The organism is Arthrobacter sp. 10L424 (genome assembly GCF_056395325.1).
In genome coordinates this window covers 50,468-74,820 of sequence record NZ_JBFTJH010000009.1, presented here as the reverse complement: position 1 = coordinate 74,820, position 24,353 = coordinate 50,468, and the positions used below count along the sequence as shown (strand labels likewise).

At 67.3% G+C, this 24,353-nt stretch carries 22 protein-coding genes; 14 read left to right on the top strand and 8 right to left on the bottom strand.

The window, feature by feature from the left end; genetic code table 11:
- The first annotated feature begins 33 nt into the window (after positions 1-33).
- Entirely contained in the window at positions 34-1,746 is a 1,713-nt protein-coding gene (locus tag AC1DC5_RS15080) for an ABC transporter family substrate-binding protein (RefSeq protein ID WP_476865693.1), read from the top strand.
- Positions 1,747-1,862: 116 nt separating this feature from the next.
- Positions 1,863-2,915, top strand: coding sequence for a Gfo/Idh/MocA family protein (locus AC1DC5_RS15075; protein WP_476865692.1), 1,053 nt, complete (start codon positions 1,863-1,865; stop codon positions 2,913-2,915).
- A gap of 81 nt (positions 2,916-2,996) precedes the next feature.
- Here the strand turns inward: AC1DC5_RS15075 and ald are convergent, their stop codons facing one another.
- Positions 2,997-4,115, bottom strand: coding sequence for an alanine dehydrogenase (gene ald / locus AC1DC5_RS15070; RefSeq protein ID WP_476865691.1), 1,119 nt, complete (start codon positions 4,113-4,115; stop codon positions 2,997-2,999).
- A 256-nt stretch (positions 4,116-4,371) separates the two neighbouring features.
- Between ald and AC1DC5_RS15065 the strand changes: the two genes are divergently transcribed.
- Positions 4,372-5,592: a PucR family transcriptional regulator gene (locus AC1DC5_RS15065; protein WP_476865690.1), complete on the top strand. Its 1,221-nt coding sequence runs from the start codon at positions 4,372-4,374 to the stop codon at positions 5,590-5,592.
- Between the two features lie 41 nt (positions 5,593-5,633).
- On the opposite strand, the gene AC1DC5_RS15060 is transcribed toward AC1DC5_RS15065, so the two are convergent.
- The 3 genes from AC1DC5_RS15060 to ptsP all read right to left on the bottom strand — a co-directional run bounded on the left by AC1DC5_RS15060 (position 5,634) and on the right by ptsP (position 8,148).
- A complete protein-coding gene (locus AC1DC5_RS15060; protein WP_441405214.1) occupies positions 5,634-5,924 on the bottom strand; it encodes a hypothetical protein in 291 nt (96 codons plus the stop codon).
- 74 nt (positions 5,925-5,998) lie between these two features.
- Positions 5,999-6,421, bottom strand: a complete 423-nt coding sequence (locus tag AC1DC5_RS15055) for a helix-turn-helix domain-containing protein (protein WP_476865689.1) — start codon at positions 6,419-6,421, stop codon at positions 5,999-6,001.
- Positions 6,422-6,462: 41 nt separating this feature from the next.
- On the bottom strand, positions 6,463-8,148 hold the full coding sequence (gene ptsP, locus AC1DC5_RS15050) for a phosphoenolpyruvate--protein phosphotransferase (RefSeq protein WP_476865688.1): 1,686 nt from the start codon (positions 8,146-8,148) through the stop codon (positions 6,463-6,465).
- Between the two features lie 201 nt (positions 8,149-8,349).
- Here ptsP and AC1DC5_RS15045 point away from each other — a divergent pair, with 201 nt between their 5' ends.
- The 5 genes from AC1DC5_RS15045 (at position 8,350) to AC1DC5_RS15025 (ending at position 14,213) form a co-directional block, all read left to right on the top strand.
- On the top strand, positions 8,350-9,078 hold the full coding sequence (locus tag AC1DC5_RS15045; protein WP_441405211.1) for a TetR/AcrR family transcriptional regulator: 729 nt from the start codon (positions 8,350-8,352) through the stop codon (positions 9,076-9,078).
- A gap of 58 nt (positions 9,079-9,136) precedes the next feature.
- On the top strand, positions 9,137-11,131 hold the full coding sequence (locus tag AC1DC5_RS15040; protein ID WP_476865687.1) for a PTS mannitol transporter subunit IICBA: 1,995 nt from the start codon (positions 9,137-9,139) through the stop codon (positions 11,129-11,131).
- Complete coding sequence (locus tag AC1DC5_RS15035) at positions 11,131-12,279, top strand: mannitol-1-phosphate 5-dehydrogenase (protein ID WP_476865686.1); 1,149 nt, start codon at positions 11,131-11,133, stop codon at positions 12,277-12,279. The genes AC1DC5_RS15040 and AC1DC5_RS15035 overlap by 1 nt, the downstream gene beginning before the upstream one ends.
- A 183-nt stretch (positions 12,280-12,462) precedes the next feature.
- The gene (locus AC1DC5_RS15030; RefSeq protein WP_476865685.1) at positions 12,463-12,948 is read left to right on the top strand and encodes a MarR family winged helix-turn-helix transcriptional regulator; all 486 of its coding nucleotides are present in this window, start codon (positions 12,463-12,465) and stop codon (positions 12,946-12,948) included.
- Positions 12,949-12,986: 38 nt separating this feature from the next.
- Positions 12,987-14,213 carry an MFS transporter gene (locus tag AC1DC5_RS15025; RefSeq protein ID WP_476865684.1) on the top strand — a complete coding sequence of 409 codons (1,227 nt, stop codon included), beginning with the start codon at positions 12,987-12,989 and terminating at the stop codon, positions 14,211-14,213.
- A gap of 114 nt (positions 14,214-14,327) precedes the next feature.
- Here the strand turns inward: AC1DC5_RS15025 and AC1DC5_RS15020 are convergent, their stop codons facing one another.
- The 3 genes from AC1DC5_RS15020 to AC1DC5_RS15010 all read right to left on the bottom strand — a co-directional run bounded on the left by AC1DC5_RS15020 (position 14,328) and on the right by AC1DC5_RS15010 (position 17,731).
- Complete coding sequence (locus AC1DC5_RS15020) at positions 14,328-15,815, bottom strand: sugar porter family MFS transporter (RefSeq protein ID WP_476865683.1); 1,488 nt, start codon at positions 15,813-15,815, stop codon at positions 14,328-14,330.
- A 275-nt stretch (positions 15,816-16,090) separates the two neighbouring features.
- Positions 16,091-16,567, bottom strand: coding sequence for a ribonuclease E activity regulator RraA (gene rraA / locus AC1DC5_RS15015; protein WP_476865682.1), 477 nt, complete (start codon positions 16,565-16,567; stop codon positions 16,091-16,093).
- A 69-nt stretch (positions 16,568-16,636) separates the two neighbouring features.
- Positions 16,637-17,731, bottom strand: a complete 1,095-nt coding sequence (locus tag AC1DC5_RS15010; protein WP_476865681.1) for a thermonuclease family protein — start codon at positions 17,729-17,731, stop codon at positions 16,637-16,639.
- Between the two features lie 188 nt (positions 17,732-17,919).
- Between AC1DC5_RS15010 and AC1DC5_RS15005 the strand changes: the two genes are divergently transcribed.
- The 6 genes from AC1DC5_RS15005 (at position 17,920) to AC1DC5_RS14980 (ending at position 23,647) form a co-directional block, all read left to right on the top strand.
- Positions 17,920-19,236, top strand: a complete 1,317-nt coding sequence (locus AC1DC5_RS15005) for an MFS transporter (RefSeq protein WP_476865680.1) — start codon at positions 17,920-17,922, stop codon at positions 19,234-19,236.
- Positions 19,237-19,428: 192 nt separating this feature from the next.
- Entirely contained in the window at positions 19,429-20,064 is a 636-nt protein-coding gene (locus AC1DC5_RS15000) for a TetR/AcrR family transcriptional regulator (RefSeq protein ID WP_441405203.1), read from the top strand.
- Positions 20,065-20,383: 319 nt separating this feature from the next.
- Positions 20,384-21,577: an NAD(P)-dependent malic enzyme gene (locus tag AC1DC5_RS14995; RefSeq protein ID WP_476865743.1), complete on the top strand. Its 1,194-nt coding sequence runs from the start codon at positions 20,384-20,386 to the stop codon at positions 21,575-21,577.
- Between the two features lie 122 nt (positions 21,578-21,699).
- Entirely contained in the window at positions 21,700-22,200 is a 501-nt protein-coding gene (locus tag AC1DC5_RS14990) for a DUF456 domain-containing protein (protein ID WP_441405201.1), read from the top strand.
- A gap of 38 nt (positions 22,201-22,238) precedes the next feature.
- The gene (locus tag AC1DC5_RS14985) at positions 22,239-23,216 is read left to right on the top strand and encodes a hypothetical protein (RefSeq protein ID WP_476865679.1); all 978 of its coding nucleotides are present in this window, start codon (positions 22,239-22,241) and stop codon (positions 23,214-23,216) included.
- A gap of 74 nt (positions 23,217-23,290) precedes the next feature.
- A complete protein-coding gene (locus AC1DC5_RS14980) occupies positions 23,291-23,647 on the top strand; it encodes a nuclear transport factor 2 family protein (protein WP_441405199.1) in 357 nt (118 codons plus the stop codon).
- Between the two features lie 31 nt (positions 23,648-23,678).
- On the opposite strand, the gene AC1DC5_RS14975 is transcribed toward AC1DC5_RS14980, so the two are convergent.
- Positions 23,679-24,329 carry a LysE family translocator gene (locus AC1DC5_RS14975; RefSeq protein WP_441405198.1) on the bottom strand — a complete coding sequence of 217 codons (651 nt, stop codon included), beginning with the start codon at positions 24,327-24,329 and terminating at the stop codon, positions 23,679-23,681.
- Between the last annotated feature and the right edge of the window lie 24 nt (positions 24,330-24,353).

The window sequence follows — 24,353 nt, the reverse complement described above, 5'->3', positions numbered from 1 at the left end:
AACTCGCACCAAAAATGGAATGAAGGGGAACTCATGAAGAATCTGACCAAGATCGGCGGCGTTACCGCCGTCGTGGCAGCGCTTGCGCTCACCGCTTGTGGCGGTGGCGGCGGCGCCGCAACAGGTCCCGACGCCGGCAAGGGCCAGGACGCAGGAAGCGACCTGGCCAAGCTCGTCAGCATCAACGCCAAGGACGCCAAGGACCTGCAGCCGGGCGGCACCGTCACCCTGCCGCTGGGCAACATCGGTCCGGACTTCAACGGCTTCTCCAACAACGGCAACAGCGCGGACAACACCGCCCTGCACCGCCCGATCGACCAGGCCGGCACCTGGGGCTGCTGGAACTTCGATTTCGACGGCACCGCCACGCCGAACAAGGATTTCTGCGAAGACGTCAAGAGCGAGGTCAAGGACGGCAAGCAGACCATCACCATCAAGGTGAACGAGAAGGCCACCTACAACGACGGCACGCCGATCGACGTCAAGGCCTTCGAGAACACCTGGAACATGCTCAAGGGTGAAAACAAGGACATCGACATCGTCAGCTCCGGCGCGTACGAGTTCGTTGACTCCGTCAAGGCCGGTTCCAGCGCCAAGGAAGTCGTTGTCACCACCACCCAGCCGGTCTACCCGCTGGACGCCCTCTTCACCGGCCTGATCCACCCGGCCGTGAACACCCCGGCGATCTTCAACGAAGGCTTCACCGGGGACATGCACCCGGAATGGATGGCCGGCCCGTTCAAGCTGGACCAGTACGACAGCGCCGCCAAGACTGTCACCCTCGCCCAGAACGACAAGTGGTGGGGCACCAAGCCGGTCCTGGAAAAGGTGGTCTTCCGCCAGCTTGAGAGCAGCGCCGCAATCGCCGCTTTCAAGAACGGCGAAATCGATGGCGTTTCCGCAAACACCATCACCCCGTACAAGCAGCTCGACGGCACCAAGAACTCCGAAATCCGCCGCGGCCAGCGCCTCTTCGCAGGCGGCCTGAACCTCAACGCGCAGAAAGCGCCGATGACCGACGTCGCGATCCGCAAGGCGATCTTCACCGCCGTCGACCGCGAAGCGCTGCGCAAGGTCCGCTTCAACGGCCTGAACTGGGAAGAAACCAGCTCCGGATCGATGATGCTGCTGCCGTTCTCCGAGTACTACCAGGACAACTACCCGGTCAAGGAAACCGGCGCCGAGGCCGCCAAGAAGGTCCTCACCGACGCCGGCTACACAGCCAACGCCGCAGGCGTCATGGAGAAGGACGGCGTCCCCGCCGCCTTCAAGATCAGCAACTTCGGTGACGATCCCACCACCCTGGCCTTCGCGCAGACCCTGCAGAACCAGCTCAAGGCCGGCGGCATGGATGTCGGCATCGACCAGCGGGCTTCCGCCGACTTCGGCAAGGTCCTGGGCAGCCGCGACTTCTTCATGAGCGTCTCCGGCTACACCGTGGGCGCCGACGCGACCGACGCCGTCAAGCAGTTCTACGATTCCAAGACGAACGAGAACGAACTGGGCGACGCCGAACTGGACGCCGAAATCAAGAAGCTCTCCACCATTGCCGACAACGCCGAGCGCAACAAGGCAGCCATGGAAGTTGAAAAGAAGCACATGGAGAAGTACTTCTCCATGGGTGTCGTTATGAACGGTCCGCAGATCTCCTTCGTGCGCACCGGCCTGGCCAACTACGGCCCGTCCCTGTTCAAGAGCCTGTCCCAGGTTCCGGACTGGACCACCATCGGCTGGGAAAAGAAGTAACACCCAGAAGTAGGAACAGCTGAAAAAGCAAGGCCGGCACCCGTGGCTTCCAGGGGTGCCGGCCTTCGCCGCTTAACACGCCGCGTGACTGGGCGCGCGGGAGTAGCGTGGGAGCCATGACAAATGACTCCCGGCCCATCCGAGCTGCCGTGGCCGGCTTCGGCCTATCGGGCAGCGTCTTCCACGCGCCTCTCCTCGCGGCCAACCCCGCGTACTCGCTCGACGTGATCTCCACTTCCGACGCCGGCCGGCAGTCCGCCGCTTCCGACCGGTATCCGGGCGCCCGGATCGTGGACACCCCTGCGGGCATCCTTGAGCTCGCCGGAGAACTGGACCTGCTGGTCCTGGGAACCCCGCCCGCCACGCACTACCCGCTCGCGAAGGCAGCGCTGGAAGCCGGGCTTGACGTCGTCGTCGACAAGCCTTTTACGGTGCGCAGCGCGGAAGGCGAGGAACTCATCCGGCTCGCAAAGCAGCTGGGCCGCGTGCTCACGGTCTTCCAGAACCGGCGCTGGGACGGCGATTACCTGACCGTCCGCGGGCTGCTGGACAGCGGTGCCCTCGGAACCGTCGCCCGGTTCGAATCCCGCTTCGAACGCTGGTCCCCGACGGTCGCCAAGGCCTGGAAAGCGGACGCGACGGCGGACGACGGCGGCGGCGTCCTGTTCGACCTCGGCACCCACCTGCTGGACCAGGCGGTGCAGCTCTTCGGACCCGCCACGGTCACCCACGCGGAGCTGGCGGCGCGCCGGGCGGGGGAGAAGACCGACGACGACGTGTTCCTCGCCCTGCGGCACGAATCCGGCGTCACGAGCCACCTGTGGATGAACATGCTCTGCGCCCAGCAGGCGCCGCGCTTCCGGCTGCTGGGCAGCGACGGCGCCTTCACCAAGCACGGGATTGACCCGCAGGAACCCTTCATCGTGGCCGGCGGTAGCCCGCTTGACCCGGACTACGGGGTCGAAGACCGCGAGTGGGCCGGGCACCTCGGCCGGGACGGGCACCTGGACCGGCTGCCCACCGAGCGCGGAGCCTACCCGGAGTTCTACCGGATCCTGGCGGAGAAAATCATCGGCGGCGGGGCGGGATCGTCACTGCCCGTCCCCGTGGACCCGGCCGGGCCCGTGGAGGTCCTGCAGCTGATCGAACAGGCCCGGTCTCTGGCTTAAACAGCAATCGACTGGCCCATACCGCCCTTTTGGGGTCCAAAAGGGCGGTAACGGAACAGCCGATGCTGTTTTGGCGGCTGGTTACGCGGAGACGAGCTCGTGCCAGTCGGCAACCAGGGGCAGGTTGTGCGCCTCGGAGACCGAGCGGTGCGCCACCTTGCCGCCAGCGATGTTGAGCCCGGCGGCGAGGGCGGCGTCGCGTTCGAACGCGGCCTTGACGCCGAGGTTGGCCAGGGCGACGGCGTAGCGCAGGGTGACGTTGGTCAGCGCGTACGTGGAGGTGTTCGGGACGGCGCCCGGCATGTTGGCAACGCAGTAGAAGATCGTGTTGTGGACCTTGTACGTCGGTTCCTGGTGCGTGGTGGGGTGCGTGTCCTCGAAGCAACCGCCCTGGTCCACGGCGATGTCCACCAGCACGGAGCCGGGCTTCATGCGGGAGACGAGCTCGTTGGTGACCAGCTTCGGGGCCTTGGCGCCGGGGATCAGCACGGAACCGATCACGAGGTCGGCGTCGACAACGGACTTCTCGATCTCGTAGGCGTTGGACGCCACGGTCTTCAAGCGGCCCTGGTACTGGGCATCCAGTTCGCGCAGGCGGTTGATGTTGATGTCCAGGATGGTGACGTCGGCGCCGAGGCCCAGGGCCATGGCGGCGGCGTTGGTGCCGGCAACACCGGCGCCGAGGACAACCACCTTGGCCGGGCGGACGCCCGGGACGCCGCCGAGCAGCACACCCTTGCCGCCGGCCGGGGCCATCAGCGAGGTGGCGCCGACCTGGACGGACAGGCGGCCAGCGACCTCGGACATCGGGGCGAGCAGCGGCAGGGCGCGGCCTTCCTGGACGGTCTCGTAGGCGATGGCGGTGACGCCGCTGTTGATCAGCGCCTGGGTCAGCTCGGGCTCGGCCGCCAGGTGCAGGTAGGTGAAGAGGACCAGGCCCTTGCGGAAGCGGTGGTATTCGGCCTTGACCGGCTCCTTGACCTTCAGGACCATGTCGGCGCGGGCCCAGACGTCATCGGCTTCGACGACGATCTCGGCGCCGGCGATGGCGTACTCCTCATCCGTGATGCCCGAGCCCAGACCAGCGCCGCGCTCCACCAGGACCGAGTGGCCGTGGGTGCGGAATTCGTGGACGCCGGCAGCCGTGATGGCGACGCGGAATTCGTTGTTCTTGATCTCTTTGGGGACACCGATGATCATGTGGGGCTCCATTGCTGGCGGCCTTGTGGGCCTGGATGTGTGGGGGAAGTCGTACTTCCAGAATAAATCCCACTGTGAGGCAGGCTACAGGCCCGGCCGGACGGCAGCACGAGGATTTCGCGGAATTCCGGGGTTTTCCAATTAGCGGGCTGGACAAATGTCGAAGCGCCAAACGTCAGGTGTCGCCTGCTGTCCGTTGAGGGGGTGTTAGCCGCCGCATTCCCAGCCGGGGAGGAAACGGCAGTAATGTTGCAGGATGCAGCAGCAGGACGTCGAACAGCTCGTGGAGCAGGTCGCACTAAAACTGGGCCGCGGCCTCTCCCTCGAGGATCTCGACGGTCTGCTGCTCGCCTACAGCTCCAACCAATCGCACGCGGACCGCGTCCGGGTGAACTTCCTGCTCACCAAACGCGTCGCGTTGGACGTCAGCGCCTGGCAGCTCTCGCACGGGATCGCGACGGCCGTTCGGCCTGTGGTGGTGCCGGCCAACGAGGAGCTCGGGATGCTGGGCCGCGTCTGCGTTCCCCTGCTGCTGCGCGGCTTCCGGGTGGGCTACCTCTGGGTCCAGCTGGAAGCCGACGAGCCAAACGCGACGTCGGTCCTCGCCCAGCTGCCCGAGGTGGCACCGGAACTCGAACAGCTCTCAACCCTCCTGCTGGAATCCAACACCGCCGAATCCGAGTTCCGCCGCCGCCGCGAGCAGGAATTCCTGGCCGCCTGCCGGGGCGAGTCCAACGCCGTCGCGGCCGTGGGCGGTTGGAAGGAAGTCCAGGGGCGCGGTCCCTGGCAGCTCGTGACAGTACTCGACGCCGACGGCTGGGCGGAGGGATCGGACCCGATCGCCTCCACGCTGATCCACCGCTCCGCGGCGCTGCAGGCCACCATCGGTGTGGATGCCGCCCTGTTCAGCGCCGGCACGGAGACCCACTCCGTCGTCCTGTTCAAGGAGTCCACCGGCCGGGCGGACCACGCCCAGGTGCTGGTCCACTACCAGCTGGAGCTGGCCAAACGCTCCGGCCGGGCGGTGCATCGGATCATCCTCGGAACCTCCGAGGGCTTCGCCCGGCCGCGGGAACTGGCCGACGCCTACCGGCAGTCCCGTCAGGCCGCCCAGGCGGCGGCGGTGGATCCCCAACTGGGGGAACTCGTGGACTGCCGCGCCACCGGAATCTACCAGCTGCTGGCCTCGGCGGGCGGCGGAGCGGGGGCGTGGGCGGACGCCGGCTCGGTCTACTTCCGCCTTCTGGAGGACCACGACCGGAACCACGAACTGCTGCCCGTCCTGGAACTCTTCTACGACAACGACGGCTCAGTCCAGGGAGTGGCGGACAAGCTGCATCTGCACCGGAGCAGCATCTACAACCGGCTGGGCCGGATCCGGCAGCTGCTCGGCGTCGATCCGCTCAAGGGAATGGTGCGGCTGGAACTCCACGCGGCCTTGAAGGCGCGGCGCTGGGCGGACCGGCCCCGGATCTAGCCCGATGGGCTTTGGGTCCGGCGGTTTTGGATCTGGCGGCTTCAGGTGCCGCGGCCCTCGCGGTTCGGAGGTTCGGCGCCGAACTGGCGGTCCTGCTCGGGGCGGACGTCGTCACGGCCGGCGGCCTCCGCCGTCTCACGCGCCAGTGCGCGCGCCCTTTGTCTCCTGCGGAGCGTGATCCGGCTGTCCGTCCACAGCGCGACAGCCACAAACGCCACACAGCTGGACATAAAGGCCGCCGTATTATTCAACCCCATCGCGGTTCCGAGGATGCCGGTGAGCACCATGGCGGCAATGCCTGCCACGATGTGCCACCCTCTGAACTTACCCACAATCCAAGCGTAACCCCGGCCCTCCGCGCTCCTCCGCGCCGGGCCGGGATCGTTGTTTGATCCTTATCACGCCGTCACGAAGCATCGGCGGCACCGTCATCCCCGGGGCCCGGTGCATCGTCGGCGGAATTGTTCTTTTTCTGCTTTTCCAGCCAGGCCATGATGTCGGCGAGCCGGATCCGCCGGTGCGTGCCCCGGTACTCCACCGGGATTTCGCCGCGGTCCGTCATGTTCCGCAGATAGGTGTGCGAGATTCCCGCCAGCTCCGCGGCCCGGGACGTGGTCAGCATTTCCTCCACGCTGCTGACCGTGACCGCCTCGCCCCGGCTGAAGCGCGCCAGCAGGTCGACGACGGCGTCCCGCGCCTGGGCTGGCAGCCGGTGCACGGTCCCGTCGACGAACACCGTGATGTCGTCGCTGCCGTTGAGGGCGTACTGGAGTTTCTGTGCGTCCTCGGCCGGAAGGGCGGCGGCCACCCGGGGAGCAATCAGTGTCATGGAGTGCATCCTAGCGCCCCGGGCGGGGGCCCGCGCTTCGGTTACAGGCCCAGTTCCTCAAGGACCGGCAGCTTGGCCCGGACCCAGGCGCGGGCCTCGGTGGCGCTCGGTGCGGAGAGGGCCAGTTTGGCCAGCTCCTGCGCCTCGGCCAGGGTGACGGTCTTCAGCACCGCGGCCACGGCGGCGAGCGACCGGGCCGTCATGGACAGCGTCGAGACGCCGAGCCCGGTCAGGACGACGGCGAGGGCCGGGTCCGCGGCGGCCTCACCGCACACGCCGACGGGCTTGCTGGAGCCTTCCGCGGCGGAACCCTCGACAGTCAGCCCGACCAGCCGCAGGACGGCCGGCTGCCACGGCGTGTTGAGGGCCGCGAGCGGGCCGAGCTGGCGGTCGGCGGCCATGGCGTACTGGGTGAGGTCGTTGGTGCCCAGGCTCGCGAACCCGACCTCCCGGAGGATGGCCTCGGCGGTGAGCGCCGCGGACGGTACTTCCACCATGACTCCGGGGGTCTTGATCCCGGCCTCGGCGCACAATGTGGCGAACCGGGCGGCCTCCTCCGCGGTGGAAATCATCGGCGCCATCACCCAGACGTCCGCCTCGGATTCCTGTTCCGCCCGGGCGATGGCCTGCAGCTGGCGTTCCAGCACGCCCGGCGTCGTGAAATCGGTGCGGTAACCTCGTACGCCGAGGGCGGGGTTCGGTTCGGTGGCGTCGGTGAGGAAGGGCAGCGGCTTGTCCGCGCCGGCGTCGAGCGTCCGGAGCACCACCTTCTTGCCCGGAAAGGCGTCGAAGACGCCCTTGTACGCGGCGGCCTGTTCGTCCACGGTGGGCTCGGTGTCCCGCTCGAGGAAGCAGAATTCGGTCCGGAAAAGCCCCACGCCCTGCGCGTTGAGCTTCGCGGCGGCCACGGCGTCCTTGGCCCCGCCGACGTTGGCGAGGAGCGGCACGAGGTGCCCGTCCGCCGTCGCGCCGGTGCCGTCAAAGTCGGCCAGTAGCGAGGCGGTGGCGGCCCAGTGTTCGGCGGCGGCCCGTTGGGAGTCATCCGGGTCCGCCGTGATCAGGCCGGCGGCGCCGTCCACATACACTTCCGTGCCGTCCGGAAGCTGGTCCACTCCGGCGGCGGCCACGACGGCGGGGAGGCCCAGCGAGCGGGCAATGATGGCGGTGTGGGACTGCGGTCCGCCGCCGGCCGTGAGCAGCGCCAGGATCTTCTCCGGATCCAGGGTGGCCGTGTCCGCCGGAGCCAGGTCTTCGGCGATCAGGATAAACGGGGTGGGGGAGGAGGGAATGCCCGGGGCCGGGACGCCGCGGAGCTCGGCCACGATCCGGGCCCGGACGTCCAGGACGTCGGTGGCGCGCTCCGCCATGTAGCCGCCCAGGTTGTGCAGCATTTCCGAGACCGAGCCGCCGGCCTCCCAGATGGCCCGCTGGCCGGACGTGCCACGGCCGATCAGTTTGGCCGCCGATTTCAGGAGCATGGTGTCCGTGGCCATGAGTGCAGTGGCCTCCAGGACTGCCTTCCCGTCGCCGCTGACCGTCTCGGCCCGGGCCTTCAGCTCATCGTGGACGGCCTTCGCGGCGGCCTTCAGGGCCGCCGTCGCATCCTCGGCCGTGACGCCGGCCGGCAACTGTTCCCCGGCCGGCGGTTCGCTGACGGGTTTGGGCATCTGGCGGATCGTTCCGATGATGCGGCCGGGGCTGACGCCTACTCCTGGGAAGTTCTGCATTGAAGGTCCTCATTCTCTGCCGTGGGCCGGTAAGCCATTAAGTCAGGTGACGCCGGAGCCGTCCGAACCGGGCCGGAGGTTCCCTCCCGGATCGTCCGGCGGCGCCCGCCGACAGCTACGTCGGCAGACGGATCCGGCACCTGAAAAAATTGTATGTGATGCACTTCATATAGCGTTGCTATAGGTGCTAGGGTAGCGGTTATGAGTTTCGATGGCCAGCTTCCGCCTAAGACGCGGCTGCTCCGTGCAGCCGCCGAGTTGTTGGCCAGCTCCGCCGGGGGTACCGTTTCCACCCGCCAGATCACGCAGCTGGCCGGCGTCACCGCACCGACCCTTTACCACCACTTCGGTGACAAGGAGGGGCTGTTCGACGCAGTCGTCGCGGCAGGTTTTGAAGAGTATGTGGCGGGCGAACGCGACTTCGCGCCGTCCGGACAACCGCTGGAAGACATCCGGCGGATGTGGGACAACCACGTGCAGTTCGGGCTCAAGCAGCCGGAACTGTACCTGGTTATGTTTGGCAATATCCGCCCCGAGAGCCGCCCGGCCGTCGTCGCCGACGCCGAGGGCCTTATGGAGGAGATGCTGAACAAGGCCGCCGTCGCCGGCCAGCTCAACGTCCCCCCGCGCGAAGCTGCCAGGAGCATCCTGGCTGCCAACGTGGGCGTGACACTGATGCTGATCACGGAGAAGGCGCCCGAGCGCAACCTCGAGCTGTCCACCATGACCCGGGACGCCATGATCTTTGCGGTGTCCTCGGACCAGGCCAAGAACAGCGGCCCGGAGGACTCCGGCAAATCCTCGGTGGTGGTGGCGGCCATCGCCTTGAATGCGGCCCTGCAGTCATCGCACTCGGACCAGCTCTCCAGCTCGGAACTCAAGCTTTTCCTCGAATGGCTCCACCGGATCTCCACCAGCTCCACCAGCTAGCTCGGCGAAATTATCGGACCATCCTGCAAAGCTGCGGGAACGACGGTTAGGAACTCACATGGCAACAGAGACAGTTGCGAAACCACGCACCAGCGCGCGGGTACACGTCCAGAAATTCGGGACCTTCCTGTCCGGCATGATCATGCCCAACATCGGGGCGTTCATCGCCTGGGGCATCATCACGTCGCTCTTCATCGAGAAAGGTTGGCTACCCGTCCCCGAGCTTGGCGGCTACGGCACCAACGCCGCGGGCGAGCCGAATCTGGGCCTCGTCGGTCCGATGATCACGTTCCTGCTGCCCCTCCTGATCGGCTACACCGGCGGCAAGATGGTCTACGGCCACCGCGGTGGCGTAGTCGGCGCGATCGGCACCACCGGCGTCATCGTTGGCGCCGGCATCCCAATGTTCATTGGCGCCATGATCATGGGTCCCCTCGGCGGCTGGAGCATGAAGAAGATCGACTCCATCTGGGAAGGGAAGATCCGTCCCGGCTTCGAGATGCTGGTGAACAATTTCTCCGCTGGTATCTGGGGCGCGCTGCTGGCGATGCTGGGCTTCTTCGGCATCTCACCATTGGTCTCGGCATTCAGCCAAGCCGCCGGGAACGTGGTCCAGTTCCTGGTCAACAACGGACTCCTGCCACTGACCAGCATCTTCATCGAACCCGCCAAGGTCCTTTTCCTTAATAACGCCATCAACCACGGCGTGCTGACCCCGCTGGGAATCCAGCAGGCGCTGGCACAGGGACAGTCCGTCCTCTTCCTGCTCGAGGCCAACCCCGGTCCGGGCTTGGGCATCCTGCTCGCCTACTCGATCTTTGGCAAGGGCCTGGCTAAGGCAACCGCGCCCGGCGCTGCCTTGATCCAGTTCGTCGGCGGCATCCACGAAATCTACTTCCCGTACGTACTGATGAAGCCGATCATGATCCTCGCCGCAATCGGCGGCGGTATGACCGGAATCTTCACACTGGTGGTCACCGGCGCCGGCCTCCGCTCCCCGGCTGCTCCGGGCAGCATCATCGCTGTCTGGGCCGCGACGCCGGCGAACAGCTACTTCGGCGTGACGCTCTCCGTGCTGTTGGCCTGCACGGTCTCCTTCCTGATCGCTTCGGTAATCCTGAAGGCCAGTAAGGCGCCCGCCGAGGAAGAGCTCGACGAGGCCACGCACCGGATGGAGGAAATGAAGGGCAAGAAGAGCTCGGTGTCCTCCATGCTCGCGGGGTCCGGTGCATCCGCGTCCGGCGTCGCGGTCCTCGCCGGACCGGTCAAGAACATCGTCTTTGCGTGCGACGCCGGCATGGGTTCGTCCGCGATGGGCGCCTCGGTGCTGCGGAACAAGATCAAGGCGGCCGGTTTCCCGGACGTCAAGGTCACCAACTCCGCGATCGCCAACCTCAGCGACACGTACGACGTCGTCATCACGCACCAGGACCTGACGGAGCGCGCGAAGCCGGTGACCGCCAGCGCCGTGCACGTCTCGGTGGACAACTTCATGAACAGCCCCCGGTACGACGAGATCGTGGAACTGGTCAGGTCAAGCAACACGGACGGGGAAACCGACTCGGCCACTGGCGCACCTGCCGTCGCACCGGCGCCGGAAGCTGCTGAGGAAACGGGTCCCGCGGGGATCCTGGTGGCCGAGAGCGTCGTGCTCAGCGGCACTGCCACCACGCGGGACGCCGCGATCGACGAGGCCGGCCGGCTCCTGCTGGACCGCGGCGCCGTGGACTCCGGCTACGTCGACGCCATGCACGAACGCGAGGAATCCGTCTCCACCTACATGGGCAGCTTCCTCGCCATCCCGCACGGCACCAACGCCGCGAAGGACCACATCATGAAGTCCGCGGTATCGGTGATCCGCTACCCGAACGGCATCGACTGGAACGGCAAGGAAGTGAAGTTCGTGGTCGGCGTGGCCGGCGTCAACAACGAACACCTGCACATCCTGTCCTCGATCGCCAAGGTCTTCACCAACAAGGCCCAGGTGGCCCAGCTTGAGGCGGCCACCACGGTCGAGGAAGTCCTGGCCCTCTTCGGAAAGGTCAATTCATAGTGAAGGCTGTCCATTTCGGAGCCGGCAACATCGGCCGCGGTTTCGTAGGCCTGCTGCTGCACGAGGCGGGGTACGAGGTGGTTTTCGCGGACGTCGCGGAGGCCCTCATCAACCAGCTTGCCGCCGCGGACTCCTACCGGGTCCACGAGGTGGGGGACAACCCCGCAGTCCGCGCCGTGGAGAACTTCCGCGCGCTGAACTCCAGCACCCAGGAGGCGGACGTCATCGCGGAAATCGCGACGGCGGACATCGTCACCACCGCCGTGGGGCCGCACATCCTCAAGTTCGTGGCGCCGGTGATCGCCAAGGGGATCGCAGCCCGGGCCGCCGGGCTGGCCCCGCTGCAGGTGATGGCGTGCGAAAACGCCATCAACGCGACCGACATCCTGAAATCCGAAGTGGCGGCCCAGTGGGATCCGGCCGCCGGAGCCCTGGATGGCGCCGCCGTGTTCGCCAACACGGCGGTGGACCGGATCGTGCCCAACCAGGAGGCCGGGCAGGGCCTGGACGTTACCGTGGAGACCTTCTACGAATGGGTCATCGACCGGACCCCGTTCGCGGGCAAGGAACCGGTGATTCCGGGCGCGACCTTCGTCGATGACCTGGGACCGTACATCGAGCGGAAACTGTTCACCGTGAACACCGGGCATGCCGCGGCGGCCTACTTCGGTTTCGAGGCGGGCCTCGGCAAGATTTCCGAGGCCATGGCCGATCAGGACGTCGCTGCCGACGTGCGCGCCGTCCTGGACGAAACCAAGGAGCTCCTGGTGGCCAAGCACGGGTTCAACCGTGAGGAGCAGGAGGCGTACGTCCAGAAGATCCTGGGCCGCTTCTCCAACCCACACCTGCCGGACACCGTGCTACGGGTCGGCCGGGCGCCGCTGCGCAAGCTCAGCAGGCATGAACGCTTCATCGGGCCCGCGGCGGAATTGGCCGAGCGCGGGATCGTCCCGGAGGCCCTGCTCGGCGCGATCGCCGCAGCCCTGCGCTTCAACGACCCGGCCGACGACGAGGCAGTGGAGCTCGGGAAGATCCTGGCCTCCACGGGCGCGGACGAGGCAGCGGCGAAGATCACGGGCCTGGCCCCGGACCACCCGCTGTTCCCGGCCGTCTCCACTCTCGTCGAGGAGGCCAAGGCCGCCGTCTAGTCTGTTCCCATCGCCGAAGCATGCCGCCGACGCCGGAGCTCCCCCGAGTTCCGGCGTCGGCGTTTTTAAGCCGTTGCGCTATCACTCTGGGTTGCCATCCGGCGGGTTTGGCCACTCAGAGTGATAGGGCAACCCCGGGGGATCCTTGACCATTAGGTAGCCTAACTGTTAGGCTACCTAACTATGACCGCCAGTGAACCGGCTGACCCCGGCCTCCTCGCCCTCGCCCAGGACTTCCGCGAGGCCCTCCGCCACAGCATCTACCTCGTCCGCCGTCTCGACGCCGACGGCGAACTCAGCGCCGCCCAGCTCAGCATGCTCAAGATGCTGCTGGACGCCGCACCCGGCCCAGATGGCAGTGCTTCCTCCGCCGGCGGAGTGCGGGTGGGCGAAATCGCCCGGAACCTCGGCGTCAAAGTGCCCAGCGCCACCGAGCAGATCATCAAGCTCGAGCGTGCCGGCCTAGCCCGGCGGGAACCCGACCCCGACGACTCCCGCGCCGTCCGTGTGACCCTTACGGAAGCCGGCCTCGCCGCCGTCGCCTCCGCCAACGAGAGCCGCAACGCCGTCATGGCCGGCATCCTCTCGTCCCTCTCGGACGATGACCGCGCCGCCCTGGCCGCCGCCCTTCCGGTCATCGGCCGGATAAACGCGACGCTCCAGGCCTAATATCCAACCGAAGTTTCCATCATTTAGGAGTTCCGCCCATGGACGGCCACCCCGCCGACACCCTGCCGGCAGCCAAAGTCACGCTCGAGGCCGAGAAGACCTCGCTACTCAAACAGCCCAAGGCGGTGTGGGCGACGGCCCTCGCGGCGGTGTTCGCCTTTATGGGCATCGGGCTGGTGGACCCCATCCTGCCGGCGATCGCCAAGAACCTGGATGCCTCCCCGAGCCAGGTGTCGCTGCTCTTTACGAGCTATTTCCTGGTGACCGCGGTCGCCATGCTGATCACCGGCTACGTCTCCTCCCGGATCGGCGGGAAGCGGACGCTGTTGATCGGACTGGCAGTGATCGTTGTGTTCGCCTCGCTGTCCGGCACCTCAGGCAGTGTTGCTGAGCTCATCGGCTTCCGGGCCGGCTGGGGGCTGGGCAACGCCTTGTTCGTGGCCACGGCGCTGGCGGTGATTGTCGGCGTCGCGAGCGGCGGGGCCGGCACGGCGATCATCCTGTACGAGGCCGCCCTCGGCTTGGGGATTTCCCTCGGCCCGCTGCTGGGCGCCCTGCTGGGCGGCTGGCAGTGGCGTGCCCCGTTCTTCGGCACGGCCGTGCTGATGGCCGCCGCGTTCATCGCCCTCATTGCCCTGCTGCCCAAGACCCCGCTGCCCGAACGCAAAGTCCGGCTCCGTGATCCGCTGCTGGCCCTCGGGCACAGGGGGCTGCGGACGACGGCGGCCAGCGGCCTGTTCTACAACTACGGCTTCTTTACCGTCCTCGCCTTCACGCCCTTCATCCTGGGCATGGACGCCTACGGGATCGGCGGGGTGTTCTTCGGCTGGGGCGTCGCGGTCGCTGTCTTCTCGGTGTTCGCCGCCCCTGTGCTGCAGAACCGCTTCGGAGCGGTCCGGGTCCTGACCGGCACCCTGGTCCTCCTGATGCTGGATTTGGTGGGGCTGGGCCTGGCCGCCGGGCACTCGGTTCCCGCCGTCGTCGTCCTCGTGGTCATTTCGGGGGCGCTGCTGGGCGTCAACAACACCATCTACACAGAGCTGGCCATGGGTGTTTCCGATTCGCCGCGGCCGGTGGCCTCCGCCGGCTACAACTTCGTGCGCTGGATGGGCGGCGCCCTGGCACCCTTTGCCGCCGCGCAGCTGGGCGAGCACTTCGGCCCGCAGGTGCCCTTCTTCGCCGGCGCCGTGGCCATGGTGGCCGCGATTGCTGTGGTCTTTGGCGGGAGGCGCTACCTCACGGCGCACGAGCCGCACGTGCTTTAGCAAGCCTGGCTTCATGCAGAAGCCGCAGCCATGACGAAGAACGCCCATGCCTCCAGGGAAGCATGGGCGTTCGTGTCGTGTCGCCGGGTGCAGGGCGACCTTACGCGGTCCGGCTCAGGCCTTCGAGGCTGCCTTCGAGGGGTCTTTCGGGGAACCCTTGGCCGAACCCTTCGCCGAACCCTTGGGCACAAACAGGGTCTCGGCCTGTTCCAGGGACATTCCGTTGGTCTCCGGCACCTTGAACTTCACAAAGAAGAACGAGGCCGCCGCGAACGTCGCGTACATGGCATACGTCAGGGGCAGCGAGGCAGCCGCCATGACCGGGAAGCTGAGCGTGATGGCGAAGTTGGCGATCCACTGCGCGGCTGCGGCAAGGCCCAGGGCGCGGGCGCGGATCCGGGACGGGAAGATCTCGCCCAGCAGCACCCAGACCAGCGGTCCCCAGGAGGCGCCGAAGCTGATCACAAAGACGTTGGCGGCCACCAGGGCGGCCGGCCCCCACGCGCCGGGCAGCGAAATCGCGTCGCCGGTCCCGGTGGCGGATCCGAAGGCCACGGCCATGGTGCCGAGGGAGACGGCCATGCCGATGGAACCCGCGAGCATGATGGGCCGCCGGCCGATCCGGTCCACGAGGGCGATCGCGACGAGGGTAACCAGAATGTTCGTGACGGCGGTGGCGACGGAGATCGTCAGGGAGTCCTTCTCCTGGAAGCCGACAGCCTTCCACAGGGTGGTGGAGTAGTAGAAGATCACGTTGATGCCGACGAACTGCTGCAGCACCGACAGGATGATGCCGATCCACACCACGGGCTGCAGGCCGAAGGCCTTGCCGCGCAGGGAACCCTTCTGGCCCGAGACCTTGTCCTCCTCGATGGCCTTCTTGATGTCGCGCAGGTGGCGGTCCGTGTCCTCGTCCGGAGCGATGGACTGGAAGACCTTCAGGGCTTCCTCATCCTTGCCCTGGAACACCAGGAACCGCGGTGACTCGGGCAGCGTGTAGGCAATCCAGCCGTACACGACGGCGGGCACAGCGCCGGCGAGGAACATCCAGCGCCAGGCCTCGATGCCGAACCAGAGGACCTGGTCGGCACCGCCGGCGAAGTTCGCGAACAGGGCGTCCGAAAGCAGAGCGGCAAAAATACCGGTGGTGATGGCGAGCTGCTGGAGCGACGCCAGGCGTCCGCGGACGTGGCGCGGGGAGATCTCGGAGATGTAGGCCGGCGCGATCACGGAGGCCAGGCCGATGCCCAGGCCGCCGATGAGACGCCAGAAGATGAGGTCCCACACGCTGAAGGCAAAGCCCGTCCCGATCGCGCTGACCAGAAACAGCAGCGCACCGACCTTCATGGCGGGGATGCGGCCATAGCGGTCTGCAACCTTGCCGGCTAGGTAGGCGCCCGCCGCGCAGCCGAGGAGGGCCACGGCCACGGCGAAGCCGGTCACGGCCTCGCTGAGCGCGAACTCGTCCTTGATGGCGTCGACGGCGCCGTTGACCACCGAAGAGTCGAAGCCGAAGAGGAAGCCGCCCACGGCGCCCGCCACGGCCAGCCAAATGACCCGCTGGGGGATCTTGGCTGCGGTCTGGTCTTGGGTGGTGGTCATCTGGCTCCCTCGGCATTTCGCGTTCCGCGGCCTGCGCCGCAGCTATCCAGTCTTACACCAGAGCCGAAGCGACGCGTGTCACACGCCGCAAAAAGTGAGAGGAAACATACAGTTGCCGGGCGCGGCGCGCGGGCTCCGCCGTCGTCCGCTTCGAGGTGAACCGGGAACGTCACGCGGCGCACTCTTTTGGCCGCTCAACCCCGCACATTCCCCGTGACTCCGCAGATCCGCATCGGCAGGCACATCGAAAAGCTGCCTGCCGTGACGCCACGGACTTACCGCTCGACCAGGATCCCGTCCGGATCGCACCACATCATCGCGCCGGGCCGGAGGACGACGCCGTCGATCTCCAGTTCGACGTCGGCCTCGCCGGCACCGGTCTTGGCGCTCTTGCGCGGGTTGCTCCCCAGCGCCTTCACCCCGAGCGGCAGCCCGGCGATTGCCGTCCGGTCCCGGATGGCACCGTTAATGACGACGCCGGCCCAGCCGTTAGCCGCGGCGCTCGCAGCGATCAGGTCCCCCATCAGCGCCGTGCGCAGCGATCCGCCGCCATCCACGACAAGGACCGCGCCGTCGCCGGGTGTGGCGAGGGTGGACTTCACCAGGGCGTTGTCCTCGAAGCAGCGGATGGTCCGCACCGGGCCGCTGAAGTGCGTGTGGCCGCCCAGCGACTGGAACTGCAGGGCCACGGAGTCAAGCTCCTCGCCGCGTTCGTCGAAGAGGTCGGCGGTATTAACGGCGGATGCGGCCATCGGTTCTCCTGGTTCTTATGCGACCCTGTCAGGGGGACAATGGGATTCTTTAGGAATCCCGTGTCCAAACTACTTCTTGCTACATGGCGTCCAGCTCTTGCCTCCCGGGGCATAGCAACGAGGACCGTTGTATCCCGGGTAGGGGTTGGGGGCGGGGGCCGGAGCCGCCGGGGGTACGTAGGCCGGGGGCACGTAAGCAGGCGGGACGTACGCTGGCGGAACATAGGGGGCCGGAGCGGGCAGTTTTCGTAGCCGCTCAGCCTCGGCGGCGGCCGCAGCTGCAGCCGAGGCTTCCGCTGCCTGGCGGGCAGCCTCGGCGGCTGCGGCATCTGCGAGAGCTGTCTTCTTAGCTCCGATTGCAGTCTGCCGTGCCGTACCGTCCTTGGTGGCCGAATCCAACCTGCTCACCATTGCCGTCAGTTGAGCCGGCTTGTAAGCGGCCCACTGGACGTGGTTCTTGGCATTCGCTGCGGCTTTCAGCGCGGCAATCGTGGCCAACGCGACGACCAGCCCAGCGTGGCTCTTGTCGAGGTCGGCGGTAACATCAGCAAGCGGTGCCGCAACGATCGTTTCCACAGCCTCGGCGGCCAGCTCGATTTGTTGGGCGGGCAAGCAGGGAACGTCAGCCGAATTGAGGCCGACACCTCTAGTCTGGGCATCTTCGAAGGCCGCGACGACCGGCGGATGGAACTTCCTGTTGGGTTCGAAGAGAACGGGAACTCCAAAGCCCAACCGGGCGATCTCTGCGTTCACCAGCTTTCCACCTGAGTCGAACACGCCGGCGAGAGTGCGGCCGTATTTATCCAGGGGTTCTTTGTCCAGTTCCAGCCTGACCTTGGAACCGACTGGCAGGAGTTCCTCAAGAGCCTTCGTGGCCTCCGGACCCATGCATTCGACAGGGCTCTTAGGATCCTTGGTTTCTGGCGTGTCCACATTCAACAATCGGATTGTCTTTTGCTCGCCGTCGATGGCTGCCTCGAAGGTGTCTCCGTCAATAACGCGGACAACAACTGCCTGGTCGACGGCGGAGTCCGTTGCTGCTTCGGCGACTTTCTTCCCGTCGTTGGCCGATCCAGCGGTGCAGCCGGAGAGCGCCAAGACGGTGGCAATTGCCAGCCCGACGGCCTTCGTACGAGTGGCGTTGCCTGATGATTCTGACAGCAAGATTTATTCCCCCCAGGAATGGATGATGTGCGTTCACTACCGAGTGGAGTTTCGCAGATGCCTCTGACAATACTGCGACGGATCTGAAACCTATCCATCCATACGGGGCGGATCGTGATCCCCACGATAGTCTGGCTCCACACTGATCTTCAGTCTGCGTCATCCGTTTCCGGGGGGAACCGAATTCCATGAGCCTGTCCGATACGCCCGGAGCAGCACCGGACCCTGCCCGCGCCAGTCTCGCCGCCGAAAGCACGACGGCGGTGGCGCTCGCCGAACCCGAACGGGCCGTCCGCCCGGTCTGGATTGCCGGCGTCGTCCTCGTCAACCTGGGCATCAACGCGGCATTCTTCGGCCCGATCCAGGTGCTCCTCGGCCAGCAGGCCGCAGCGTTCAGCGAAGGCGACAAGGAAGCGATCCTCGCCCTCGTGACGGGTGCCGGTGCGGCGGTGTCACTCGTGGCCAACCCCCTGTTCGGCGCTTTCAGCGACCGCACGACGTCCCGCCGGGGCCGCAGGGTCCCGTGGGTCCTCTTCGGGGCCGTCCTCGGCGCCGCGGCCCTGATTGCGCTGGCGGGTGCGCCGAACGTGGCCGTCATGACCCTGCTCTGGTGCCTCGTCCAGGCCGGCTGCAACGGGGCCTATGCCGCCATCACCGCCGCCATCCCGGACCGCGTTCCGGTGGCCCAGCGCGGCACGGTGGGTGGCCTGGCCGCCATGGGACAGACGGTCGGCATCCTTGCCGGCGCGGTGATCGCCGCGGCGGTGACAGGGAACTTCGCCGTCGGCTATCTGGTCTGCGCCGTGGCGCTGCTGGCCGGCGTCGTGCTGTATTTCTTCAGGAACGACGACGTCCCGCTCCCCGCGGGGGCGCGCCCGCCGTTCAGTCTGGCCGGCTTCGCCAGGGGCTTCTGGATTTCCCCGGTGCTCTACCCGGACTTCGCCTGGGCCTGGCTGACCCGGCTCCTGGTGAACATCGGCAACCACATGGTCACCCTCTACCTGCTGTTCTTCCTCAAGGACGCCGTCCACCTCGAAGAGACCCAAGGCATCGCGCCGGAGCTCGGCGTGCTGATCCTGACCGGGCTGTACGCGGTGATGGTGATCATCACCAGTGTGATCGGCGGCCGGCTGAGCGACCGGATGGGAAAGCGGAAGCCGCTCGTGATCATCTCCTCGGTGGTCATTGCGGTGGCCTCGTTGATCCTCGCATTCGCGCCGAACTGGACCGGCGCCCTGCTGGGCGCCTCGGTGCTGGGCATCGGTTTCGGCTGCTACCTAGCGGTGGACTTCGCCCTCATCACGCAGGTGCTCCCGGCGGCGCTAAACCGGGGCAAGGACCTGGGCGTCCTCAACATCGCCAATTCCCTGCCCCAGGTCCTCGCCCCGCTCATCGCCTTCCCCTTCGTGACGATGTGGGGCGGCTACGTTTCGCTGTATGTGGCGGCCGCGGTGATCGGGCTGCTGGGGGCCGTGTTCGTGGTCAAAATCAAGGGCGTTGAATAGGCCCGAACCTGCGGCCGGGGAGGCCCCGTCCGGGTACTTCCAGCGCTGCCAGTGACTGGATTGGCGCCCGGGAGCGTGGCGTATAGTTGACGGCAATTGCCGCGGCAGCGCTGTGGGGGATCCCTCACCTCTGCCGAGAAAACCGACCCCGGAACGCTGCTGATGCCTGAATTCCACTCAGAACTTCCTCCGATGGCCCCGCCGCCCACCCTGCCCCGGCAACGGCTCCGCTACACCCGGATCCTCGACGTCGCCGCCGGGTTCGCCCGCAAGGGCCTGGACTCCGTGGTCCTCTCCGAAGTCGCCGCCAAGGCCGACGTTCCCCTGGGCACCCTGTACCGCTACTTTCCCTCCGCCACCCAGCTGGTGCTGGCGCTCTACCGCAAGCAGCTCACCGAACTGCACGCAGCCAACTCGCCGGCCGCTCCAGCCGCGGGCACGTCCGCCGCGCCGGCGAAGAGGCCCGCGGGACGCTCAGCGAAACCGGCAGCGGGGAATGCCGCGGGCGACGTTCCAGCCCAGGCGACCGTCGGCGTCGTGATGGAAATCTTCCACATGCGCCTTATGCAGCCGGCGGTGGAGCAGTGCCTGAACAAGGCCGTCTACACCAAGGACACAGACACGACGAAGCTGCTCCGCGAGATCGACTCCACGGCCGAGAAGGCCGTCACTGCCGTGAGCGGCGACGCCGCCGTCTCCCGGGTCCTGCTGCTGACCGTCACTGGACTGGTCCAGTCCGTCCGCTGCCGCCGTCTTTCGCTCTTCGAAGCCGAGGAAGGCCTCAAAAAGGCCTGCGCGCTGCTGACATCCAGCCGTCCCGCCGCGTAACCGGTCTAGACCAATCTGATTTTTTACTCGGCAGTAACGGCACTTTTCGGTGATCCGGCTCACCAAAATGCCTGGATAAACGTTTCACCAGCGGCCGGAGTGTGTCGTGTGACACTTCGAGCCCGGGACGTTTTGTTTACCATTGCAGAACCGGAGCGGCCCAGCCGTCAGCAGTACCGGAGCTTCGCCGCAGACCCACCAACCTCGGGTCCCTGCCGACGTTCCCCAGACCATCTTGAGCACGCCTGTGCTTGAGCTTCCATGAGCCGTGCGCCCACGGTGAGCCCCAGGAGACAACGACGTGTCCACTGAAACGATCATCCCCACCGACGCCACTTCCCCCGCAGAGACCGTAGCGGTGCTCAGCGACGAGGAAATTTTCGCCGCCCACCAGGGCGGCAAGCTCTCCATCGCCAGCACCGTCCCGCTCGCCAGCAAGCGCGACCTTTCCATCGCCTACACGCCGGGTGTTGCCCAGGTCAGCCGCGCGATCGCCGCCAACCCGGAACTCGCCAAGACCCTCACCTGGGCCCAGCGCCTGGTCGTCGTGGTCAGCGACGGCACCGCCGTCCTTGGCCTCGGCGACATTGGCGCCAGCGCCTCGCTGCCCGTGATGGAGGGCAAGTCGGCCCTGTTCAAGGCCTTCGGCGAGCTCGACTCCATCCCGCTGGTCCTCAACACCACCGACGTCGACGAGATTGTGGAGACCCTCGTCCGGCTGCGCCCGAGCTTCGGCGCCGTCAACCTCGAGGACGTCTCGGCGCCGCGCTGCTTCGAACTCGAGGACAAGCTCATCGAGGCCCTCGACTGCCCTGTCATGCACGATGACCAGCACGGCACCGCCGTCGTGGTCCTCGCCGCCCTGACCGGCGCCGCGAAGGTGACCGGCCGTGACATCGAGACCCTGCGCGTGGTGGTCTCGGGCGCCGGCGCCGCCGGGATCGCCGTCGCGCAGATGCTGCTCGCCGCCGGGATCACAGACGTTGTGCTGCTGGACTCCCGCGGCGTTCTCAACACGGAGCGTGCGGACATCGCCGCCGACCCCGCCAGCAAGAAGGCCCAGCTGGCCGCGGAAGGCAACCCGCGCGGCGTCTCCGGCGGCCCCGCCGAGGCCCTGCTGGATGCGGACGTGTTCATCGGCGTGTCCTCGTCCAAGCTGGCGGAGGAGCACCTCAAGCTCATGAGCCAGGACTCGATCGTGTTCGCGCTGTCCAATCCGGACCCGGAGGTCCTGCCGGAGGTTGCACGCCAGTACGCTGCCGTTGTGGCCACGGGCCGCAGCGACTTCCCGAACCAGATCAACAACGTCCTCGCGTTCCCCGGGATCTTCCGCGGAGCCCTCGACGCCGGCGCCCGCCGGATCACGCCGGCCATGAAGCTGGCTGCTGCCCGCGCCATCGCCGAGCTGGCCGACGAGGACCTGTCCGCCGACTACATCGTCCCCAGCCCGCTGGACCCGCGGGTGGCACCGGCAGTTTCCGCCGCCGTCGCCGCGGCGGTCGAAGCCGAGTAACCACGCCTGAACAGACGACGACGGCGCCGCTTCCTTGGGGGAACGGCGCCGTCGTCGCATTCCGGCTTCCGGCGCCCGTCGGGGCGCCGTCCCGTACCGCCCGGGAACCTTAGACTGGGGCGATGAACCCCGAGACTGTTGTGACGATCCTGTGCGGCCTCGCCATCCTGGTGGGCGTGGCCGGCACCGTCATCCCCGTACTGCCCGGCAGCATCCTGATCGGGCTGAGCCTGCTGTCGTGGGCCATCTGGGGAGGCGCCGGGACCACCGGCTGGGTGGTGTTCGCGATCGGCATGGTCTTCGTCCTGGCCGGAATGGCCGCCAGTGCGGTGCTGACCGGCCGGAAACTGAAACAGCACAACATTCCCAGCCGTTCCGTGGTGGCCGGGCTGGTCTTCGGCGTTGTGGGGATGTTTATCATCCCCGTGGTGGGTCTGTTCGTCGGTTTCGCCGCCGGCCTGCTGCTGAGTGAACTGCACCGCACCAGGGCTTTCGGCACCGCGGTGGCCTCCAGCGGGGCCGCGCTGAAAGCCACCGGCCTGGGCATGATCGTCGAGTTCGGACTCGCGTGCCTCGCCGGCAGCACGTGGGTGATCGGCGTGTGGATTTCGGCCGCGGCCTAGTCTGCCCGCGGCCCGGCCACGCCCATTAGCATGGATGCATGAGCTCCGAACCGGGAGATTCCGCTCCGCGCCCGGCCTTGTACCGCGACCCCCGCGACCTTACACCGTTCCGCGCTCCGGTCATCCGGACGCCCGTCCGCGGATTGGCCGAGGGCGTGACCGGTGTCCTGGCGGGGCGGATCCGCGGCACCCTGCCCGTGGAGGGCGGCACGCCCCGGCTCGGCAAGGTGGGCGGCAGGTCGCCGTCCAAGTCGGCCAAGGCCGTGCACGCTGCCATCTTCGGCAGCTCCGACCCGGACCGGCTGATCGCCCTGGCGCACGCGCAGCCCGGGTGGGCCGGGCTGTGCTACCTGACGGCCGGGTTGCTGAGCTATGTCCAAGGCGGCCACCTGCGTGCCTCCGAACTGCTCCAGCGGGGCCTGCTCACCAGGAACGACGACGAGGCTAACCGGTACGCTTTCACCTACCTGACCCGTATCGTCACCCGGGTGACGGTCGCCGAACGGGTGGAGGTTCCGGTCCTGTTCAGTGAGGAGGCGGTGTTCCTGGCGTGGTCCCACGCGCTGCGTGAGACCGGGCAGCGGGAGGCCGCCCTCGCTGCACTGACCGGACTGCCGCCGTCGTTGCCCCTGGCCCTGGCGCGCTGTTCGCTGGCCGCTTCGCTGGGGCGGGATGCGGACGTGGTGGAGGACACCGAAGGTCTGCTCAACGGGGATGACCTCTCCGCCGCGCTGCTCCTGGTCCGGGCACGCTCGTTGCGGAGGCTTGGTGCCAATGCGGCCGCCCGTGCCGCCCTGCAGGAGGTCCTCCGCCGCCGGAAGACCGACTTTACGCTCCGCGGTGACGCCCTGACGGACCGGGCCCTCCTGCTGCTGGACGATGGGCGGAGGGCGCTGAACCGGCGGGAATGGCAGCACCGCCCGCCGGCCGATCTGGAGACGGTCAAGGCCATCCGGAAGGACGCCGAACTGCATGAGCTCTGGGACCGCGAATACGGCCGGGACGACGGCGGGTGAATCCCTGGCGAACACGTTTCGTTCCGCGTCCATGACCCTTGCGGGCGCGCGGAAACAGGGAGTAGAAACGAGGGATGAGAGATGCGTCAGCGCGCTGGGTGCAGCACTACATCGCCGCCTGGACGTCGAACGATCCCGAGGACATCAGGGCTCTCTTCACAGAAGACGCGGTGTATGCCACGAGACCAGGTGATCCCGAGCCGTGGACCGGGCGGGAGCAGATCGTGGAGCACTGGATTGCCGCGGGTGATGCGCCGGGGAACTGGACCTTCGAGTGGAGCCTGCTGGGGGTCGACGGCGGGAGGGCCTTCGTGCAGGGCCGTACCGACTACCGCGGGGACAGCCGCAGCTACGACAACCTCTGGATCATCCAGCTCACGGGGGACGGGCGCGCCACGGCATTCACCGAGTGGTACATGCCGCGCAAGTGACGGGCTGGGTGCTGGCCGAGCAGTGCTGGCCTCAGCCGCGGGACAGGGTGTGGCCCAGGAGCGGCAGCAGCTGCTCTGACAGCAACACGGCGCCGAGCGCGACCATGATGACGCCACTGGCGAGCGTCACTTTCCGCGCCGCCCCCGGCCGGGAGTGCAGCAGTTTGCGGGCCAGCAGCGCAACGCAGGTGTAGACCACGGCAACCAGCAGAACAAACGTCAGGCCAAGGAGTCCGGACTGCACCGGGACCGGAAGGGACGCCTCCGGGCTGACAAACTGCGGCACTAAGGCCACGTAGAACAGCAGACCTTTCGGGTTGATGCCGCTGGTTCCCATGCCCTGCAGGAAGGTCCGGAACTGGTTCGCCGGCGCCCGCACCTCTGCGGTGCCGAAACTCGCGCCGCGCCAGGACCGGATCGTGGTGAGGCCGAGCCACAGAAGGTAGGTCGCGCCGGCCACCGTGAGCCACCCCAGCACGCCGGGAATCCCCGTCAGCAGGGCCGCCAGGCCCGCGACCAGGAGCACGGTATGCAGCACATAACCGCCGCAGAGCCCGGCGACCGCGGGAACGAAACTGCGCTGCTTCAGGCCTGCGGTGATGGAATACGCCCAGTCCACCCCCGGGGTGCACGCAAGGGCGCCGGCTACCACCAGAAAGGCGATAAATAGCTGGGGGTTCACGGCGGTCTCCTGACATTTTGGGTA

Excerpts from the sequence above, each read along its gene's own strand:
- AC1DC5_RS14980 (WP_441405199.1), top strand. The coding sequence starts at position 23,291 with ATGAGAGATGCGTCAGCGCGCTGGGTGCAGCACTACATCGCCGCCTGG.
- AC1DC5_RS14985 (WP_476865679.1), top strand. The coding sequence starts at position 22,239 with ATGAGCTCCGAACCGGGAGATTCCGCTCCGCGCCCGGCCTTGTACCGC.
- AC1DC5_RS15000 (WP_441405203.1), top strand. The coding sequence starts at position 19,429 with ATGGCCCCGCCGCCCACCCTGCCCCGGCAACGGCTCCGCTACACCCGG.
- AC1DC5_RS15045 (WP_441405211.1), top strand. The coding sequence starts at position 8,350 with ATGAGTTTCGATGGCCAGCTTCCGCCTAAGACGCGGCTGCTCCGTGCA.
- AC1DC5_RS15065 (WP_476865690.1), top strand. The coding sequence starts at position 4,372 with ATGCAGCAGCAGGACGTCGAACAGCTCGTGGAGCAGGTCGCACTAAAA.
- ptsP (WP_476865688.1), bottom strand. The coding sequence starts at position 8,148 with ATGCAGAACTTCCCAGGAGTAGGCGTCAGCCCCGGCCGCATCATCGGA.
- AC1DC5_RS15055 (WP_476865689.1), bottom strand. The coding sequence starts at position 6,421 with ATGACACTGATTGCTCCCCGGGTGGCCGCCGCCCTTCCGGCCGAGGAC.
- AC1DC5_RS15030 (WP_476865685.1), top strand. The coding sequence starts at position 12,463 with ATGACCGCCAGTGAACCGGCTGACCCCGGCCTCCTCGCCCTCGCCCAG.
- AC1DC5_RS15005 (WP_476865680.1), top strand. The coding sequence starts at position 17,920 with ATGAGCCTGTCCGATACGCCCGGAGCAGCACCGGACCCTGCCCGCGCC.
- ald (WP_476865691.1), bottom strand. The coding sequence starts at position 4,115 with ATGATCATCGGTGTCCCCAAAGAGATCAAGAACAACGAATTCCGCGTC.
- AC1DC5_RS15080 (WP_476865693.1), top strand. The coding sequence starts at position 34 with ATGAAGAATCTGACCAAGATCGGCGGCGTTACCGCCGTCGTGGCAGCG.
- rraA (WP_476865682.1), bottom strand. The coding sequence starts at position 16,567 with ATGGCCGCATCCGCCGTTAATACCGCCGACCTCTTCGACGAACGCGGC.
- AC1DC5_RS15020 (WP_476865683.1), bottom strand. The coding sequence starts at position 15,815 with ATGACCACCACCCAAGACCAGACCGCAGCCAAGATCCCCCAGCGGGTC.
- AC1DC5_RS14990 (WP_441405201.1), top strand. The coding sequence starts at position 21,700 with ATGAACCCCGAGACTGTTGTGACGATCCTGTGCGGCCTCGCCATCCTG.
- AC1DC5_RS15075 (WP_476865692.1), top strand. The coding sequence starts at position 1,863 with ATGACAAATGACTCCCGGCCCATCCGAGCTGCCGTGGCCGGCTTCGGC.
- AC1DC5_RS15040 (WP_476865687.1), top strand. The coding sequence starts at position 9,137 with ATGGCAACAGAGACAGTTGCGAAACCACGCACCAGCGCGCGGGTACAC.
- AC1DC5_RS15025 (WP_476865684.1), top strand. The coding sequence starts at position 12,987 with ATGGACGGCCACCCCGCCGACACCCTGCCGGCAGCCAAAGTCACGCTC.